This window comes from Cerasicoccus maritimus, assembly GCA_031296935.1.
GTDB classification, from domain to species: Bacteria; Verrucomicrobiota; Verrucomicrobiia; order Opitutales; family Cerasicoccaceae; genus Cerasicoccus; species Cerasicoccus maritimus.
Genome location: JAVDPD010000004.1, coordinates 157,880 through 174,404 on the forward strand (window position 1 = coordinate 157,880; position 16,525 = coordinate 174,404).

The 16,525-nt window shown below is 56.8% G+C and carries 16 protein-coding genes and 1 other RNA gene; 8 read left to right on the forward strand and 9 right to left on the reverse strand.

The genetic code is table 11. The annotated features are described in order from the left end of the window. Positions 1 to 648: 648 nt before the first annotated feature. The 5 genes from RBB62_RS03805 to RBB62_RS03825 all read right to left on the reverse strand — a co-directional run bounded on the left by RBB62_RS03805 (position 649) and on the right by RBB62_RS03825 (position 4,517). Positions 649 to 1,425, reverse strand: a complete 777-nt coding sequence (locus RBB62_RS03805; protein ID WP_309397201.1) for a DUF3106 domain-containing protein — start codon at positions 1,423 to 1,425, stop codon at positions 649 to 651. 2 nt (positions 1,426 to 1,427) lie between these two features. After that, the gene (locus RBB62_RS03810) at positions 1,428 to 2,090 is read right to left on the reverse strand and encodes a hypothetical protein (RefSeq protein WP_309397203.1); all 663 of its coding nucleotides are present in this window, start codon (positions 2,088 to 2,090) and stop codon (positions 1,428 to 1,430) included. Between the two features lie 91 nt (positions 2,091 to 2,181). Further along, positions 2,182 to 2,763, reverse strand: coding sequence for an RNA polymerase sigma factor (locus RBB62_RS03815; protein ID WP_309397205.1), 582 nt, complete (start codon positions 2,761 to 2,763; stop codon positions 2,182 to 2,184). Between the two features lie 125 nt (positions 2,764 to 2,888). Further along, entirely contained in the window at positions 2,889 to 4,094 is a 1,206-nt protein-coding gene (locus tag RBB62_RS03820; RefSeq protein WP_309397207.1) for a serpin family protein, read from the reverse strand. 36 nt (positions 4,095 to 4,130) lie between these two features. Continuing rightward, complete coding sequence (locus tag RBB62_RS03825; RefSeq protein ID WP_309397209.1) at positions 4,131 to 4,517, reverse strand: Crp/Fnr family transcriptional regulator; 387 nt, start codon at positions 4,515 to 4,517, stop codon at positions 4,131 to 4,133. 101 nt (positions 4,518 to 4,618) lie between these two features. On the opposite strand from RBB62_RS03825, the gene RBB62_RS03830 reads away from it, so the two are divergent. The 4 genes from RBB62_RS03830 to RBB62_RS03845 all read left to right on the forward strand — a co-directional run bounded on the left by RBB62_RS03830 (position 4,619) and on the right by RBB62_RS03845 (position 8,755). Further along, positions 4,619 to 5,638, forward strand: coding sequence for an MlaD family protein (locus RBB62_RS03830; protein WP_309397211.1), 1,020 nt, complete (start codon positions 4,619 to 4,621; stop codon positions 5,636 to 5,638). A gap of 436 nt (positions 5,639 to 6,074) precedes the next feature. After that, positions 6,075 to 6,890 (forward strand): RsmE family RNA methyltransferase, encoded by an 816-nt coding sequence (locus tag RBB62_RS03835; RefSeq protein WP_309397213.1) that lies wholly within the window; start codon positions 6,075 to 6,077, stop codon positions 6,888 to 6,890. Positions 6,891 to 6,979: 89 nt separating this feature from the next. Continuing rightward, a complete protein-coding gene (locus RBB62_RS03840; RefSeq protein WP_309397215.1) occupies positions 6,980 to 7,921 on the forward strand; it encodes a TerB family tellurite resistance protein in 942 nt (313 codons plus the stop codon). 375 nt (positions 7,922 to 8,296) lie between these two features. Beyond that, positions 8,297 to 8,755, forward strand: coding sequence for an arsenate-mycothiol transferase ArsC (locus tag RBB62_RS03845; RefSeq protein ID WP_309397217.1), 459 nt, complete (start codon positions 8,297 to 8,299; stop codon positions 8,753 to 8,755). A gap of 391 nt (positions 8,756 to 9,146) precedes the next feature. Here the strand turns inward: RBB62_RS03845 and aroC are convergent, their stop codons facing one another. From aroC to RBB62_RS03860, 3 genes are read right to left on the reverse strand one after another with little or no spacing between them, the layout of a single operon-like run. Next, on the reverse strand, positions 9,147 to 10,268 hold the full coding sequence (gene aroC / locus RBB62_RS03850; protein ID WP_309397219.1) for a chorismate synthase: 1,122 nt from the start codon (positions 10,266 to 10,268) through the stop codon (positions 9,147 to 9,149). Positions 10,269 to 10,276: 8 nt separating this feature from the next. Further along, positions 10,277 to 10,423, reverse strand: a complete 147-nt coding sequence (locus RBB62_RS03855; RefSeq protein WP_309397221.1) for a hypothetical protein — start codon at positions 10,421 to 10,423, stop codon at positions 10,277 to 10,279. A gap of 39 nt (positions 10,424 to 10,462) precedes the next feature. Continuing rightward, the gene (locus RBB62_RS03860; RefSeq protein WP_309397223.1) at positions 10,463 to 10,930 is read right to left on the reverse strand and encodes a hypothetical protein; all 468 of its coding nucleotides are present in this window, start codon (positions 10,928 to 10,930) and stop codon (positions 10,463 to 10,465) included. Between the two features lie 137 nt (positions 10,931 to 11,067). On the opposite strand from RBB62_RS03860, the gene ffs reads away from it, so the two are divergent. Both ffs and RBB62_RS03870 read left to right on the forward strand, forming a co-directional pair. Beyond that, an RNA gene (gene ffs, locus RBB62_RS03865) (signal recognition particle sRNA small type) lies at positions 11,068 to 11,166 on the forward strand. 50 nt (positions 11,167 to 11,216) lie between these two features. Continuing rightward, positions 11,217 to 12,911: a tetratricopeptide repeat protein gene (locus RBB62_RS03870; RefSeq protein ID WP_309397225.1), complete on the forward strand. Its 1,695-nt coding sequence runs from the start codon at positions 11,217 to 11,219 to the stop codon at positions 12,909 to 12,911. Between the two features lie 276 nt (positions 12,912 to 13,187). On the opposite strand, the gene RBB62_RS03875 is transcribed toward RBB62_RS03870, so the two are convergent. Beyond that, complete coding sequence (locus RBB62_RS03875) at positions 13,188 to 13,787, reverse strand: RsmD family RNA methyltransferase (protein ID WP_309397227.1); 600 nt, start codon at positions 13,785 to 13,787, stop codon at positions 13,188 to 13,190. Positions 13,788 to 13,951: 164 nt separating this feature from the next. On the opposite strand from RBB62_RS03875, the gene RBB62_RS03880 reads away from it, so the two are divergent. Both RBB62_RS03880 and RBB62_RS03885 read left to right on the forward strand, forming a co-directional pair. Beyond that, complete coding sequence (locus RBB62_RS03880) at positions 13,952 to 14,902, forward strand: DUF4339 domain-containing protein (protein WP_309397229.1); 951 nt, start codon at positions 13,952 to 13,954, stop codon at positions 14,900 to 14,902. A gap of 86 nt (positions 14,903 to 14,988) precedes the next feature. Continuing rightward, positions 14,989 to 16,476 carry a hypothetical protein gene (locus RBB62_RS03885; protein WP_309397231.1) on the forward strand — a complete coding sequence of 496 codons (1,488 nt, stop codon included), beginning with the start codon at positions 14,989 to 14,991 and terminating at the stop codon, positions 16,474 to 16,476. Positions 16,477 to 16,525 lie beyond the last annotated feature (49 nt).

Below are 16,525 nucleotides of genomic sequence, written 5' to 3' on the forward strand. Positions count from 1 at the left end.
ATGGATTAAGGCACAGGCGAGACGCCTAGGTTACTTCGGAGAGGCAGTTGATAAAGTGATCAATATAACACTACCTCAAACAAGCCAAACCTACAAACAAAAAGTGGACACTTGAGCACTTTAATAGTGAGTAGCTCTCACTATTAACACGCGTTGGGGATCAACGACTTAGGCCAACCTCTGGCTGGGCCGATGTCTTTGCCCACTGGGCAAATGGTCGAGTCACCTGGCTAAAGGATAAAATCTAGAGATAACATGAAGTTGCCGGGTTGAGCAAGTGCTGGACCCGGCAACTTCATGTTATCTCTAAATTACCTTTAATCTCCCCAAAACGCATCGAGCCGCCCTCCGGGCGGGAGGACGGCTCTACACAGACGACAGAAACCTGAAAAAGGTTCTGCCTGATACTTCGGTTGCTATGCTACGCTACTTTGATTGTCACTCTCCACTAAGGGAGCGTGTATTACTATGGATGTAACGAATATATAGACGCCAAAGTGTGTCGCCTGTTCAAAAGATTCGGTCGGGATCAGCTGGTGGAATGCGCAAGCCCATCATAGACAGTAATATCGCACGTGAAGAAAATTTAATGCCACTGGCGGCGTCAGCGTGTTTACGGACTTTTGGCGAGGTGGCCTAAAGGGTGCTTCAATTTTCGGGCAGCGGCGGTGGAGGGCCCGGGAGCGGTTCTTCGCTTTGGCGTTGGCCATCGTCACGTTTGCGCCAGCGTTGGTTGTCGCCATCGCGGCGTTCGCGTCTCCATTTGCGGATGGTTTCGGACATGGATGGCAGTGTGCCGTCGGCTTCCGCAGCCCGTGCTTCTTCGAGCAAGACGCTAAATTGGGCCTCTTGTTCTTCGGGGGTGGATTTAGCGGCCTTGCGTCGGATGGCGTCGGCTTCTTCGCGGGGAAGGCTCATCAAATAGCGATGCATCAGCTGCCGGTCCTCGGGCTGAAGATTGGACCACATGCGGTGAGATTTCTTCAGCTTTTGGATCTTATCTTCCTGAAGTTGGCGAAAGGTTTCGATTTTGGCGCGTATTTCGGCCTTTTCCTCTTCAGACATCGCTTCAACTCGCTCAATGGTCTGCCGTATCTTCGCAAGCTGCTCGGGGGGCATTTCCAGAAAGCGCTGCAAGGCATGGAGTTGCTCCATGTTGATGCGGTCACCCTGAGCATCGCCGTCGGCAGTGTTAGCGTTGCTGGAGTTGTTAATCTCGCTGAGGATTTCCTTGGCCTGTTGTCGTTCTTCCTCGTCGGGAATTGCGGGTGGGGGCGGCAGGCGGTCATCACGTGAGCCAGCTTGTTCTTTGGCTGGTGGGCCAAAGGGGGCGTGTAAGTTCGGATAGCGCTGGTATTGCGCCATCAGTGGGCTGATGGTTAGACCGACGAAAAGGAAGCTGGCGATAAGAAGGCGGTGCTTCATGGCTAGTTTAGGAAGGCCTGTAGGCTGTTTAAGGTTTCCAAGTCGGCTAGCAGTAGCGCATCTTCCAGGGTTTCATCGAGGGTCAGCACGGTGTTGTAGTCGCCCGTAGTCTCTTCGATGCCGATCAAGGCGTCGAGGTCGGGGGCGCTTTCGGCGCTGGCCACGTATTCTACAGTGACGGTGTCCAGAGTCGCAATTTCCGGAGTTACACTGCCTACGACCGGCTGGCCCGACGTATCCACGTCGGGTTGCGTGGTTTGCACGTAGGTGTCAGAGCCGCCGATCTGCGTCGGCTGATTTTTGGCATGGTCAAACAAGGTGATGAAGCTGAACATGCCCAAGACCATGAGCGCGGCAATGGAGCCAATGGCGACCACCCACGACGGGAAACCAACGACCTTGTTGTCTTCAGGTTCGGCGGTTGGTTTGGCGGCTTCGGCGCCCAGCTCGGCCAACACGCGGTCGGCGAGGTCACCACGTGGTTTGAGGGGCTGGGATTCCAACAGGGCGTCGAGCTCGGCGTCGCAGGCCGAGGCTTCGGGCTGCTCGGTGAGCTCTTGTTCCAGACGCGCAAGGGTCCGTTCCGCGAAGTCCTTCGTGGGCTTAACGGGCTGGTTCGCAAAGAGCGTATCCAGGGGATCCGTGCTGTTATCGTCGTGGTTCATGTTGGTTGGTCTCTAAATACTCAAACGCGTGCTGTTTAAAAAAGTTTCAGAAATCGTGATGTTGCTTGAGTGAATGAAAATTTGATTGAGCCTATTCGGGCTGATAGAAGTCGGCGAGCTCTTCCTTCAGCTTTTGTCGTGCCCGATGGATCCAACTTTTGACGGCGGACTCCGAGGCGTCGAGCGCTTTGGCAATTTCCTCATAGCTGAGCTGCTGTTGCTTGAGCAGAAGGATTGCGGAACGCTGGTTTTCGGGCAGATTTTCGACGGCCTGGGCAAAGGCTTCTTCGAGTTCCATCATCCGGATTTTATCCGTGCCCGGGGTACTGGCATGGAGCTCGGCGGGGTCCACGGCATCGAGCGGTTTACGGCTCTGGCGGCGGTATTCGTTGATGAGGATGCGGCGTGCGATGTGGAAGAGATACGTGGAAAACTTTGCGGTCGGCTGATAGCGGTCGGCGGCGCGGTAGATGCGGATAAAGACCGTTTGTGCGAGGTCCTCGGAGGCCTCGACTGAGCGCAGGGAGCGGTAGAAGAAGTTAATGAGCGGCCCCTGCCAGTGCTCGATGATTTCGCGCAGGGCCTGCTGGTCGCCCTGAGCCACCCGAAGCATGCGCTCTGCATCGACGTCGACTTCGGCGTCGTGATCAGGCGTGGCGGAGGCATCGGACATATTTGAAATTCTAGGGGAGCCCGAGGCTTGTTGCCAAGCGGGAAGCGATTGGGCGTGAGCAGCTTTCACAATTACTCAAACCCACGCCTCTGGCAAAAGTTGCGCCGCGGCGGCTATTTTTTCACTTACTGGGCGACCTGCATTTGCTGCGGCGACTGGATGATGCCAGCAAAGGCCACGTCTTTTTCGGTCTTATTATAGATGAGGAACGCGAAGGGGTGGTTGGCGTGGAAAGTGGCGGGTTTGTCTTTGGGCAACTCTGGAGCGGACCCGAAAGGTTCCATGGGGCCCGTAATGATCGATCGCGCCTCCGTGCCTTCCTCGTTCCAGCGAATGAGCACTTCTTCCTTGAGCTTGGCAATGTAGAGCGGCTCGGGGTCGTTGTTATTGATGCGCTTAAAGTTCGCCTCGCCGGCAGTGAACGGCGCTGCGAGCTTGGACTTTAAAAAGATTTCCCGCCAGTCCTGCGAGACGGTGAACTCGACGCGCGGCAGTTGGAGGTCCACATCGTACGTCTTCATGCCTTTGAGCACGGTTTCGAGGTAGGCGGCGTTGAGCTTACCCAGGGCGGCGTCGGATTCCCGGGCATTGCGCGGCAGGAACAGCAGGAGCTCGAAGTCCTTGGCTTGATAGGAGAGCTTGAGCGCTTGGAAGGCGTCGTCCTCGTAGTAAGACAGCTTGGACTTGGCGGTCATCATTTGCACCATGAACTTCTCTTCGGCCGAGCGGAAGAACATCATGGGCTTGGTCTTGGAGGTCTTAAACGTCTCCTTCCACGGCGAGATAAATGCCGTAACGATCACGGCGAGGATGTCCGGCTTGCTTTCGAGTTCGGTTGGTGTGATGACGCTTTTCACGTAGCCATTCGTTTTCTGGTCATACCAGAAATTCACGTCGCTGGCGGCTTTGGCTGGGTCGGTGCGCAGGGGGGCGGCGCTAATGTAGAAATGCCAGTTGTTTTCCACGGCCCTCAGGAACTCCGGGGTAATCGCCACACGATTGCTGAACCACACGGAGCCAATGCGCTGATAGCCGGGAAGCTGGCGTTTGGCCTTGGCGGCTGCTGCGGCGACTTCGTCTTGGCTGGCACCGCCAAAGAGCGCGCCGAGCTGGTTTTTCGTGCGGCCATCCGCCCCGTAATAAAGCAGCCCGAGCATATCGAGCACGGAAGTCGGTGCGAGGGCCGGCGTCTCCTGTTGTTTCACGGCCTGAAGCAGGCTCAGTGAGGCATTGGGCTCGGCAGATGCGCTGGCGGCAACCAGCACCCAGAGCCAGATAAATGTGCGGACGCAACGAATCGTCCGACTGATTCGGAAAAGATGTTGAAGCAACTTGGTGGGGGATTTGGGTGTAGAAAACTGGCCGCCCTAGCCTTTCGGGCCGGGCTCCACTGACCAAACGGGCGGCTCTTTGAACTGGTCAGTGAGTTTTTGCGTGGTGCGCTCGAGGCGCGCGGCAAGGGTCTTGATGATCTTCACCGCGATTTGGGGACGTTCCTGGATCAGGTGTTCGACATCGGAATCGCCGCAATGCACGAGGCGGCAGTCGGTTTTGGCGCGAACTGTGGCGGTGCGGGGTTTGCCCAGGATATCGCCCATTTCACCGAAGATGGTCCCCGGAAACATCAGGACATTGAGCAGTAGCCCGTCCTTGTAAATTTCCACAGCGCCAGATTTCAGGATGTAGAAACCCTGGCCTTGCTCACCTTGTTCGATGATTGTGTCTCCGGCTCCGACTTCGAATTCCCGATCCATAATCCAGAATATTGTAGCACAAATTAGATATGGCAATCATGCAACTGTGCAAGTCATCTCTCGCTTGCTAAATATTACATTTCGTTTAAAGCTTTCCAGATATGAATACCGCTAGTCAGTCTATTCGCGTTGGCTTGTTCTTCGTTTTGGGCGTCGCGCTCATCTGGATCGCCTATGAAACTTTGTCTGGATCGCGCTTGGAGCGCGCGAGCGGCTACCGGCTCGAAGCGTCATTTGAAAACCTCCAACAGCTCAAGGCCAGTGACGAAGTTCGCATGGCCGGCGTGCGCATCGGTAATGTCGCCGAGACCAAGCTAGACGGCACCAAAGCCGTCGCGGTGCTCTTGATTGACCAAAACATTGCCATCCCCGCCGATTCCGAGGCGACGATTACCACCGCCGGCCTGCTCGGCACCAATTACGTGGCCATCGTTCCAGGCGAAGACTTGCAAAAACTCGCAGCGGGCGCGCCGATTAATACCTTTAAGACGCCTGGCTTCAACGACGTGGTCGCCGAAGTCGGCCAGCTCGGCGAGCGGCTCGACCAGGTATTCGCCAAGGTGGAGGGCTCGCTCGACGGCCTCAGCGGCTTGACGGGGGGCGGCTCCAGCGATGACGGCGAAGGCGACCTTTTCTCCAATTTGAACCAAATCGTCATCGAAAACCGCGACACGATTAAAAGCACCCTCGCCAACTTCGACCAGATCAGCGGCGACATCGCCAGCGGCAAGGGCACCATCGGTAAGCTCATCCAGGACCCCGCCGCCTACGAAAAAATCATGACGACGGCGGATGACATCAAGATCGCCGCCAACAACGCTTCCGCGCTCATGACCGAAGCCCAGTCCATCCTCGATGAGGTGAAGACGGGCAAAGGCGCGCTGGGCACCATCATTTATGACCAGCAAACCGGTGAGGACATCAAGGTCACCGTGGCGAACGTCAAAGACTTTTCCAGTAAGCTGAACTCGCCGCAAAGCTCGCTGGGCCGCTTCCTCAACGACGACGACCTCTACGTGCAGGCGCAGGACACGCTGAGCAAGGTCAATGGCGCCGTCAGCCGATTTGATGACAGCGGACCGATTACCGCCGTCGGAATTTTGGCCAGCGCGCTTTTCTAAGAGGGCGTCTAAAAACTCAATTGGTCTTCGCCGGAGAGCGTCTTCGGGGTCAAAATTTCATTTCTTCACCTCGACGAAACTGGTTTCGCCTCGATTCAGAAGCCGAAATTTTGCCTCCCAAATACATCTCGCCGACTCGATCAGACTTTTTAGACGCCCTCTAAGCGGCTAATCCAGGTTTTTGATGGCCACTAAATCGCTATTCATCAGCGGTTTAGGAAAAGAATTAATATTATCTTATTTTTTCTACGTTTTTTTTGAACGAAATCAGGCTAGGCGCCGTCTTACTTTATGTAAGCTAACACCAGTTAGTTCAGCGTTAGTTTCAGTCTAGTTTGTAGTTTGCATTTAGGTTAGAGAAAGGCCGCCCCGTCAGGGCGGCCTTTTTTTTGTGCAAATTCCGTGAGTTAACGGAGAAATGGCGGGAGGCGTTTTGATGCTTCTAAAGCCTGACTCGCAATCCCCCAACCGAACCGTTCTTTACACGCAGCATCCGCAAGGTAGTGTGGGCGCTGTGGCAGGATTTCGCAGTTATTATCCCCAGGGCGGATTGACGCCTGGCGCGTTGGCAGAGCTCGATGCCGCTGAAAGTCGACACCTCACCAAGGCGCTACGTGCTCGCGTGGGGGATGCCGTCACGCTGTTTGATGGCCGGGGCTCAGCTTGGGCTGGTGCCTTGGAGTCCCTCGGCCGCGAAACCACTGTCCGCGTGGAAACCGAGCTCGCGCTTTCACCGCGCCCGGTGGAGCTGACACTTGCCGTGGCCTTGCTCAAGGGTAAGGCGCTGGACGCCGTCATCAAATGTGCGGTCGAGATCGGCGCTGCTGGCATCGTCCCACTGTTCACCGCCCACAGCGAAGTCAGGCTGGATGACAAACGCGCTGAGTCTAAAACCGAGCACTGGCGCACCACTGCGATCGAAGCCGCCAAGCAAAGCGGCAATCTCGCGGGCTTCACGGTCCATGCGCCGCAAGCGCTCGATGCCTGGCTTTCGGGCCTGGAGGGCGACGGGCTGAGGCTCGTCGCAAGCTTGCAGCCTGAGTCGCGTCCGCTGCTGGAATGGATTGACCAGCCGGTGTCAGCCGTCATGATGTTGATCGGACCCGAGGGTGATTTCTCGCCCGGCGAATACGAACGCATTGCCGCCAAGGGCTTTGCCGCCGCAACGCTAGGGCCCTTCGTATTGCGCGCCGAAACCGCCTGCACCTACGCGCTTTCGGCCCTGCAAGCGCTTTCACTAAAAAAGATATAAAATACGCCGCTAGTCGGATGAAGGTTTACAACTAGGCCCCTTATTGATAATCACCCTGTATATTTCCGCTAATTTCTGTAGATCATTCCATGGACTCCCCTGATTCACCTGAATTTTCGTTGGCTCTGGCCAAAATGCTCATTTCGGCCGCCTGGGTGGATGGAGAAATCCAACCCGCAGAGCGTGATTACCTAAAGGATTTCGTCTTCAGCCTCCCGCACATGGATGAGTCGACTTGGGAAAGCTTGCAGACTTATTTTGATAATCCGATTGACGATGCAGAGCGTATTTACCTGCTCCAGGAGCTGCGTCGTTTACTCACTCGCGACACCCAGCTTCACCTGGTTACCAAGTCCGTGCGCCAAGTGTTTATGGCCGATGGCCGTGTCTTGCCCGAGGAAGTGAAGGCCGCTCGCCAGATCACCCGTATCCTTCAAGGCACCGAAGAAGATGCAGATCAGGAAATGAGCAATGTCATGAAGGCTCATTTGGCCCGCTTGAAGTCCAACTACAGCGCGTCACCCTTCTGCCAGGCAGCCGAAGAAAAGGCCATTGATTTTCCGGAGTCTGTTAGCGTGTTTTTTGCCGAGCGCGGGCTCAGCATCGACGTTTCGTCGGATGACCGTGACCGCATTTGCCTGATTGGTTGTATTTTGGCGGTTGTGGGCAATGCCGATGGTGACTTGGACCCCACCGAGAAACAGGTGGCCAAGGAATACATGCTGCGCCGCTGGAAATTTTCTGCGGACATTGCCAACTACGTGCTGGCGATTATGGAGTGCGACCCGGCCCGTGAGCTCGACCTTGCCATCGTGGTGCGCCGCTTTTACGAGGCGACGAATGAAGTGGACCGCAGCTTGATGCTCAAAACGCTACTCGCGATCTCGGCCGCCGATGGCCGTATCCTTAAAGAAGAAATCGACGAATGCTACCGCATTGCTCGCCTGCTCAAGATTGACGCTTTGGAGATTGAAGAAGCGATGATCCGCATCCCTCGCCGTCGCGAAGTTTCCAAGCCCAACGAAGACTAGCAGGGCAAATGCCGCCTGCCTTACGCTTGTCCAGGCCGGTCGCTGCGTTGCTCTTGCAATTGCCTTTCGGTAGTTTCAGCGGCGCTAGATTTTATCCTTTAGCCAGGTAACTCGACCATTTGCCCAGTGGGCAAAGACATCGGCCCAGCCAGAGGTTGGCCTAAGTCGTTGATCCCCAACGCGTGTTAATAGTGAGAGCTACTCACCATTAAAGTGCTCAAGCGTCCACTTTTTTGTTTGTAGGTTTGGCTTGTTTGAGGTAGTGTTATATTGATCACTTTAATCTCCCTCTCCCCTTCCCCTCGTAAAAGGGTGGTTACATTGCGCGGTTTCGCTGGAAAAACGTGGCAAGAAACCAATATTAACCACCAGTACATGAAGCCTCTGGAACACGAATCACGCCGCGTCCTATTCATCTGCACCGGTAACTACTACCGCAGCCGCTTTGCCGAAGGCCTGTTCAACCACCTGGCCAGCGAGCGCAATCTGCCCTGGTGGGCCTATTCGCGCGGTTTGAACATCAACTGGATCATCGACAATAGCCAAATATCACCCTTCACGGCCCAAGCCCTGCGTGAACGCAACATTGACTTCAGCCACACCGGAAGCCGGCGGATGCCCTTGTCTGGTATAGACTTACGCAGCGCCGATCGCATTGTCGCGCTCAAGCGGGATGAGCATTACCCCATGCTCGTACACCAATTCCCTGGTTGGGAAAAACGCGTAGAATACTGGACCGTGCACGATGTCGACCTAGCTACGCCGGAGATGGCCTTGGCCGAAATCGAAGGCCACGTGCGCCACCTGCTGGACGAGCTCGTGGCACCGGGGTGAGCGGAACGTGCTTGTTTGGCTGGAGAGCGATGCTCCGTCGTCACCGCTACCAATTGATCAAATTGGGTAGGGACGGTTGCCCTCAACCGTCCGGTTCCACCCGATGGGCGACTCATGCGAGGTGGACGGTTGAGGGCAACCGTCCCTACCTTTACGAGATGGATAAAACCGGCGATGACAGAGCGTTGCCCCCAGCCAAGCCATTGCCAACCGATTCACAGCAAGCCTCACGCAAGCCGGATCTGCCAAAAAAATGACGACGGCCCCAAAGGAGCCGCCGCCTACCTGAACCTGCTATTCTTGGTGAATGCGTTGTGCATTCGATAATAAGAGGCCAGAGAGGCGGAGTTATTCCAAAAAAAATGACGTCCCTTTTCGCGACGCTTTCCGCTTACGCGAAGGAGAAAGTCTGGCACTGAGCCTGGTCGCGCATCCAGTGGTCGACGATCACCAGCGCGGCCATCGACTCCACAATCGGCACCGCGCGGGGCACCACACAGGGGTCGTGGCGACCGCGGCCCATGAGCTCGGTTTCCTCGCCGGAGAGGTCCACCGTGGCCTGCTTCTGGATGATCGTGGCCGTGGGTTTGAAGGCGACGCGAAAATAAAGCTCTTCACCATTGCTGATCCCACCCTGAACGCCGCCGGAGCGGTTTGTCTCGGTATGGACTTCGCCATCGCGATTGATGAAGCGGTCGTTGTGCTCGCGGCCAGTCAAGCCGACAGCGCCAAAGCCGCTGCCCACCTCGAAACCCTTGGTCGCGGGCAGGGAAAGCATGGCCTTGGCCAAATCTGCCTCCAGGCGGTCGAACACCGGTGAACCAAGGCCCACGGGTAGCCCACGCACGCGGCAGACAATGACGCCGCCCACGCTGTCGCCCTCACTGCGGGCTTCGCGGATGCGGGCAATCATCTTTTCGGCGGTCTCGGGGTCGGGGCAACGCACCGCGTTGGCTTCGACTGCTTCGAGGCTGGGAAAAGGAATAGTCGGGCCGTCGGGGCCATCCTGGCCGGGGATCGAAATGTTGTGCACGCGCTCGATGTAGGCCGTGATCTCGACGGGTTTCTCCGGACCAAGGCGGAGAATTTTCTTGGCCACCGCACCAGCGGCTACGCGGCCGATGGTTTCGCGGGCGGAGGAGCGGCCGCCGCCCTCGTGGTTGCGAATGCCGTATTTGGTCTGATAAGTGTAGTCGGCGTGCGAGGGGCGATACTTCGCCTTCATCTCAGCATAGGCCTCGGGACGGTGGTCCGAATTGGGCACGGTGACCGCGATGGGCGTGCCGAGCGTTTGGCCTTCGAAGACGCCGGATACAATGCTCGCCGTGTCGGTTTCCTTGCGCGGGGTGGTGATGTCGCTTTGGCCTGGGCGTCGGCGATCGAGCTCGAACTGGATGTCCGCCTCGCTCAGTGGCAGTCGTGGAGGGCATCCGTCGATGACTACGCCAATGCCACCGCCGTGGCTTTCGCCCCAGGTCGCAATGCGAAAGAGAGTCCCAAATACATTACCCATGTTCGCGCCTAATCAATTACCTCAGCCTGGTTGGCGTTGGAGTCTTCAGTGAACTCCATGCCAAAACCGTCGTTGACGGTCTCGGTTCGCTGGGTTTCACAGCCCACCGCCAGAAGAGCGCAGCAGACCAACAAAAAAACGGCCAATGTTTTCATTGGCCGATTGAGTGGAAGAAAGCTGCCTAGTTCAAGCGCTTATTCCGATTTGATGCTGCGCTGGAGCATGTTGTAGTCAATACCTTCCTGGGCCTTGGCAGGCTCGGGCTTAGCGCATGCGGGCTCTGCCGCTTTTTCGCTAGTCTCGCCGGTTACCGGGCAAGCAGTCACAGCACACGCTTCCTGAGCCTTGGCAGGATCAGGCTTAGCGCATGCGGGCGCTGGGCCTTCGGTCGGGACCTTGCCATCCGCCATATCATAGGTGGGATACCAGACACCGGCGGGGCTCAGGCCCAAATCTTTCTGCACGTGCTCGTGAAACACGATACCGGAGGAGACGAGACTTTGGTTAGCTGCATAAGCAGCTTGTTGCGCCTTAGTGGACATGCTCACGTTGTCGTTGTAGGTGGTGAGCAAAGAATCAGAAGGTTCAATGGCCGTTTTGTCGGTCATGGAACAACCAGCGCCCAGAAGCGCTGCGATGGAAATTGGAAGAAGGATTTTCATTGTAGCCCGCATAGTGGATAAAACTACAAACAAATGTCTATCAGAGCGCAAGGCAAATTCTTAGTGCTGAAATCCAGAAAGAATCAGTTGAAAGAAAAACATTGAAAAGCCTGCTTATATTCACTGCGTTGTTGCTTGGCCGGGTCCTGTGCAACGTCGAACCGGTGAACTCCCCCAGGTCCGGAAGGAAGCAAGGGCAACCAGGATTCACGTGTGCCGCAGGGTGCCTGGCCACTATTTTTTTGCCAAACACCAAGCCGCCACTTCAAAAGAAGCGCCCCGCCGCATGAACATACAGATCGTCCTCGTCGGATCCGACACTTGGATGCAAAGCCTGCGTCGATGCTGGAACTGCATCCGCATCATGCCGGGGCACCGCAAACACAACCGCGCGATCTCCATCGAAGTCGAGCTCAAGCGCTGTGTGTGGTTTGGCTTCTTCATCGCAGTCTTCCTTTACTTTGCGGGTGGCTTCGGCGCCTACCTACTGCGCGCGCGCCAACCATTTAACCAGATTACTTACCTGGATGTGCTGCAAGCGCCCTTCAACATGGAGCAGCTCGTCCGCAAGCAAGGCGAAACCCAACTCCTGCAAGCCCGTGAAGATTTAAAAAACGGCCAGGTAATCCAGTCCTTCTATAAATACCGCTCAGGTGTGCGCCGCATACCCGACGACTTTCAGGCCCGATTGGAGCTGGCGCAGTTTTACATCGCCTCCGGCCTGACGGTGGACGCTGTCAATCTGCTCATCGAAGGTCTCGAATATGGCTATCCGGACCAGTCCGAGTACCTCGTCACGTTGATGAAGCTGTGCCAATACACGGACAACAACCCCGCAATCATGCGCGCCGTGCCCAAGATCCTCGAATTCAATGAAATTGAGGACAATGAACCCCTGAAACTCGCTCTGCTCAAGCTCCTCCTGCGCGCTCAACTCATGGAGCAAAACTACACGGGCGTCGTCGACACCTCCTACCACCTCAACGAAGTCGACCCTGGGAGGAATTACGACGACAGCATTGTCTTTGCCTACATCAAAATGGGTGCCTTTGGCGACGCCGAACAATACCTCGACAGCCTTCCCCCGGAAGAAGCCGCCAACCCGCAGCTCATCCTTATGCGCGGCAGCCTCATGCAGGCGCAGGACAACGAAACCGCCGCCCGCCAGATTTTCCACAGCATCTTCCGCGACTACCCCAGCGCCTGGAATGTCCAGATGGACGCCATTCTCATCATGTATGGCAACGGCGATACCGCTGCCGCCGACGCCCTGCTCGACCTCTACCTGGCCATCCATCGTGGCAACATGAACGCGATTACCTCTATCGCCGCCCAATTTACCGACCTCCCCGACTCCATGAAAGTGAAGCGCCTCATGCGCATCGTCGGCATGGAAAGCCCGGACTTGCTGGGCTCACTCTGGTTCTACTACATTCAGGCACTGGTTACCGAAGGCGAATTTGCAGAAGCCAAAAAGGAATTCGACACCATCAAGCCTTCCGCCCCCAAACAGCCCGACGCTGCACCCATTCTATCAGCTTACGAAAAAATCCTCGTTGCCGCCACCCAGCGTTCCGCCGGTGAATACAATGATCTTGTCAACTTCATGGTGGCTAACCGCATGGTGCCAGAAATTTACTGGGAAGCCGCGGAAGCGATGCGCAAGGTCAAGGCCTACGACCCGGCCGAACGCATCCTCAATGCCGGTCTCGAAAAATTCCCTTTCAGCCGCATGCTCTCCAATTTGCGCAAGCAAGTGCTCAAGGAGCGCTCCGAGTCCGAATTCCTCTCCACCCAAGCCATTGCCAGCGTGCAAGAAGAAGGCTACACGGATCAAAAGCTCAACAGCGAACAGTTGGAAAAACGCCTGGTCGGCGCCGAAAAAGCCAACCCCGCCACCGGCCTCGATAGCCTCGTCAATGACGACAAACTCAAGGGCATCGAGATCACCGAAGACGACATCCGCAACTCCAACCGCTAAGCAGCGTCCCGCTGCACCGGCGGATGCCTCGCATCCGGATTTGCCCATTGGGCAAATGGATTGGTGGATCGGCTTCTGGCTAACTGACTGAGATAGGGCGACGCTTACATGCGAGCCGCAACAACGGAGTGGCAAGGTAGGGCGCAGTCTCCTGACAAGCCGCAACGTTGCCTCACCAGTTCAAATCGACCACTCTAAGGTAGCGCAGGCGCGTCCTCGCGCCGCACCCCGTGCTGAAGGACTGGCTTGGCGTGATACGCAGACGCTCCCCGCCAACTATCCGCGCCCGATAATCAACGCGCTCGGCTGGCGCGGGCCTTTGGCCAGGCGGCGATGCAGCACCCAGCCTTCGGGCAAAGTCGGCTCCCACGCGCCCGGGGCTTCACAGATAAGGCGTGCGTTTTCATGCTCAGCCAGGCGGGCTAAAAGCGCGGTCAGCAAGTCGGCGTCACGGCTATCCCAGAGCTCGTAAGGCGGGTCGGCAAAGACCAGGTCGAAGGTTTCGGCGCCACGGCTAAGGACCTTAAATGCGTCGCCGCGCCAGAGGTCGGTGATCGCAGACGGCTCCTGTTGGAGCGCCTTGGCGACGGCGGCGCGGTTTTGCTCCCAGCACTTCAGGGCACCGCGATCTTGCTCGACGAACGTCGCATGGCCCGCGCCTCGGCTGAGGGCCTCCAAGCCATAAGCGCCGGTACCAGCAAAGCAATCGAGCACGCGGGCGTCACTCACCCGGGCAGGGCCAAGGGAGGAAAACACGGCTTCGCGCAGGTAGTCCGTGGCCGGGCGCACCCCGCGATCGGGCGCCTTGATCGGAATGCCGCGCGCCTGTCCGCCGGTTATGCGCATGTTGTTGGGAGGTGAGTCATTTGCCTGCATATTGGGCGGAAAAAGCCCCCAAGGCCAACCCCGAAACGCAGGGAATTAACGGGCTTTTTACGGCTTTTTGTTAGCGGTCCGTAAAAGGCGCAGACCAATGGAGTACGAGCTGGAAAATGAATGTCAGAAGACTAAATTATAAGACATCCTAACCAATCCTTACCGTGTCCAATCCTCACAGTTGCGACTGGTTCTATCTTCAAGATGGCCAGCACCGCGGGCCGACCAGCATCCTCGATATTGTGGCCAGAGTCCAGAAGGACGAGTTTACCGGTCGAGCCCTCGTATGGAAAGCAGGCATGAGCGCATGGACGCCCTTGGCGTCCCTGCCGGAGTTTAAAACGGCGTTTGAGCCCAAGGCCCTGCGCCGCCCCAAACTCCCGCCCAAGCCTCGCCCCGTGAACTCCGAGCAGAACGCTCAACTCACCACGGCACCCTTTTTAAAGCCGGATTCCAAGGTGTGGTATTACGAGGTCAATGGCGCGAACCAAGGCCCCTTCAGCACCATCGCGCTGCGTAAATCGATCCAAAAAGGCAGCATCGCACCAGCCACCAAGATCTGGCGTGAGCATATGGAAGCGTGGAAGCCAGCCGAAGAGCTGGAAGAATTTGCCGACGTCCGCGTCAACAAGCTCAAGCTGACGCGCCCGCCGATGGCGCCGCACCTAAAGCATCAGCAACGTAAGGGCGTCTTACCCGGCGACAATCCTGCGGCAAAAACCGTCAATTTCATCCTTAACGCCCTCTCAATCGAAGGGGGCCTGACAATCCTTGCCGCTCTGCTGATCGCGGGTTTCTTCTTCCTGCAAATCCCTGAGGCGCCGCTGAAGGCATTTTGGGTTTACATCGCCTACGCGGGATCGCTGGGCATCGTCTGCCTGGGGCGTGCGCTGGCCTGCCATTGGGGCTGGCTGCTCGCGGTGCTCCTGGTGCCATTAGGGGTCGTGGTTTACCTGATCTGGGATTTCAGGAAGACTTGGCGGCTGATCATCGCGCTCATCCTCTGCGGGAGCATTGCGGGAGTCGGCTACAACGCCGCGGTCGAGGCTGGCCTACTGGATGAGTCCGGCATACCCAGCCTCCAAGATTACCAACAGCAGCCCGAAGCTGAATAATTCGTCATACTTGGCCGTGCATAAGCCTTAGCTGCAACATGGCGTTGCACTGTGGCAATGGTTGTGCTTTGTTTCGCGCCATTCGGATGCTAAGCACTGGAAAAATTCTCCGGGGACTTGCGCTGTGCTGGTTGGTTTTCACGACTACGGCGCAGGGGGCTACCTTTGACTGGTCGCCGCTTTGGTTCAAGCAATTCGGGACCGTCGAAGAAGTCCAACCAGATGGTGAACCCGTTGAAAAGGAAATACTTACGCACTATAAGGCACTAGGCCCATTCATCGAGCAGACGGACGATGGCACGCACCAGATGGCCACGGCGCGCCCGTTTTGGATCCAGAAATACAACCGCGAAACCGAGGTTTATAACTACAGCTTCGTGCCGCCGTTTTTCGTCCACTACCGCGACCCCAATCTCGTGCGCTGGGAAATTTACACGTTTATTCAGCGCCGCCGCACCGGCCTCAAGCACCCAAACGTCATTGAGACGTTCCTCATCGTGCCCTTCGTCTGGTTTCACTACGAACCCAACCGCCCCGACGAATCCTACTACGGCGTTTTTCCCATCTACGGCGAGTTCCAGAAGTTTCTGTTCGACAAGACCACCTGGGCGCTCTGGCCGCTCTATTGGACGATTACCACCGGCGACACCACCCGGATGGGCACGCCCTGGCCATTCATCCAAACACTTCATGGGCCGGGCACGGGCGGCGTGCTCATCTGGCCGCTCATGGGGCACTGGTGGCAGGAAGGCCGCTTGGATTATCAATTTTTCCTTTGGCCGTTCATCTACCGCAAGGTCGACCAGTTTGACCGGCCAATCGTTCGGGTACGCGAGGGCTTTTTGCCGTTTTGGGCCACCGAACACGGCGAGTTCGTCGACGATGTAACGATCATCTGGCCCTTCTTCGGCTGGAAGGAAGACCGCACCAAAAACTACACCGAGGAGCGCTATTTTTACCCGTTCTTCATGCAGGGCCGTGGTGACAACGAATACACCAATCGCTGGGCACCTTTCTACACGCACTCGATCAAAACCGGCGTCGACAAGACCTGGTATATGTGGCCCGCCTACCGCTTTCGCACTCAGCGCGAGAAAGACCTGATCATCGATCGCACGCAGTTCTTCTATTTCATCTATTGGAACGAAACCCAGCGCAGCGCCACCAACCCCAACCTCGCCGAGGCCTACGAAACCCACGTGTGGCCCTGGATCAGCGAATACGACAACGGCGCCGGCCTCAAGCAAGCCCAGCTGATCAGCATCTTCGAAGTCTTTTACCCGCACAGCGACACCGTGCGCGAACTCTACACACCAGTCACCGCCTTCTGGCGCAGCCAGTGGAACACCAACACCGGCGAGTCCAAGCAAAGCTTCCTGTGGGACTTCATGGTCGAAGAAAAAACCGCCGACTCGACCCGCTTTGAAATCAACCCGTTCTTATTCGTTTCTGACACCGGCGAGGACCACGCGGAGATGTCCCTCGGCGGCGGCTTCCTTGGCTACAAGCGCGAAGGGACCTTCGAAGACGGCAAGGAAACCCTGCAACTCCTGTGGTTCGACATTGAGCTTTAACGAAAATTATGGATACGTCATTTACCAACAGGAAGATCGGGAAGACCGG

Bases quoted from the DNA above. Each gene is read 5' to 3' on its own strand.
- RBB62_RS03805 (WP_309397201.1), bottom strand. From the start codon at position 1,425: ATGAAGCACCGCCTTCTTATCGCCAGCTTCCTTTTCGTCGGTCTAACC.
- RBB62_RS03810 (WP_309397203.1), bottom strand. From the start codon at position 2,090: ATGAACCACGACGATAACAGCACGGATCCCCTGGATACGCTCTTTGCG.
- RBB62_RS03815 (WP_309397205.1), bottom strand. From the start codon at position 2,763: ATGTCCGATGCCTCCGCCACGCCTGATCACGACGCCGAAGTCGACGTC.
- RBB62_RS03825 (WP_309397209.1), bottom strand. From the start codon at position 4,517: ATGGATCGGGAATTCGAAGTCGGAGCCGGAGACACAATCATCGAACAA.
- RBB62_RS03830 (WP_309397211.1), top strand. From the start codon at position 4,619: ATGAATACCGCTAGTCAGTCTATTCGCGTTGGCTTGTTCTTCGTTTTG.
- RBB62_RS03835 (WP_309397213.1), top strand. From the start codon at position 6,075: ATGCTTCTAAAGCCTGACTCGCAATCCCCCAACCGAACCGTTCTTTAC.
- RBB62_RS03840 (WP_309397215.1), top strand. From the start codon at position 6,980: ATGGACTCCCCTGATTCACCTGAATTTTCGTTGGCTCTGGCCAAAATG.
- RBB62_RS03845 (WP_309397217.1), top strand. From the start codon at position 8,297: ATGAAGCCTCTGGAACACGAATCACGCCGCGTCCTATTCATCTGCACC.
- aroC (WP_309397219.1), bottom strand. From the start codon at position 10,268: ATGGGTAATGTATTTGGGACTCTCTTTCGCATTGCGACCTGGGGCGAA.
- RBB62_RS03855 (WP_309397221.1), bottom strand. From the start codon at position 10,423: ATGAAAACATTGGCCGTTTTTTTGTTGGTCTGCTGCGCTCTTCTGGCG.
- RBB62_RS03860 (WP_309397223.1), bottom strand. From the start codon at position 10,930: ATGAAAATCCTTCTTCCAATTTCCATCGCAGCGCTTCTGGGCGCTGGT.
- RBB62_RS03870 (WP_309397225.1), top strand. From the start codon at position 11,217: ATGAACATACAGATCGTCCTCGTCGGATCCGACACTTGGATGCAAAGC.
- RBB62_RS03875 (WP_309397227.1), bottom strand. From the start codon at position 13,787: ATGCAGGCAAATGACTCACCTCCCAACAACATGCGCATAACCGGCGGA.
- RBB62_RS03885 (WP_309397231.1), top strand. From the start codon at position 14,989: ATGCTAAGCACTGGAAAAATTCTCCGGGGACTTGCGCTGTGCTGGTTG.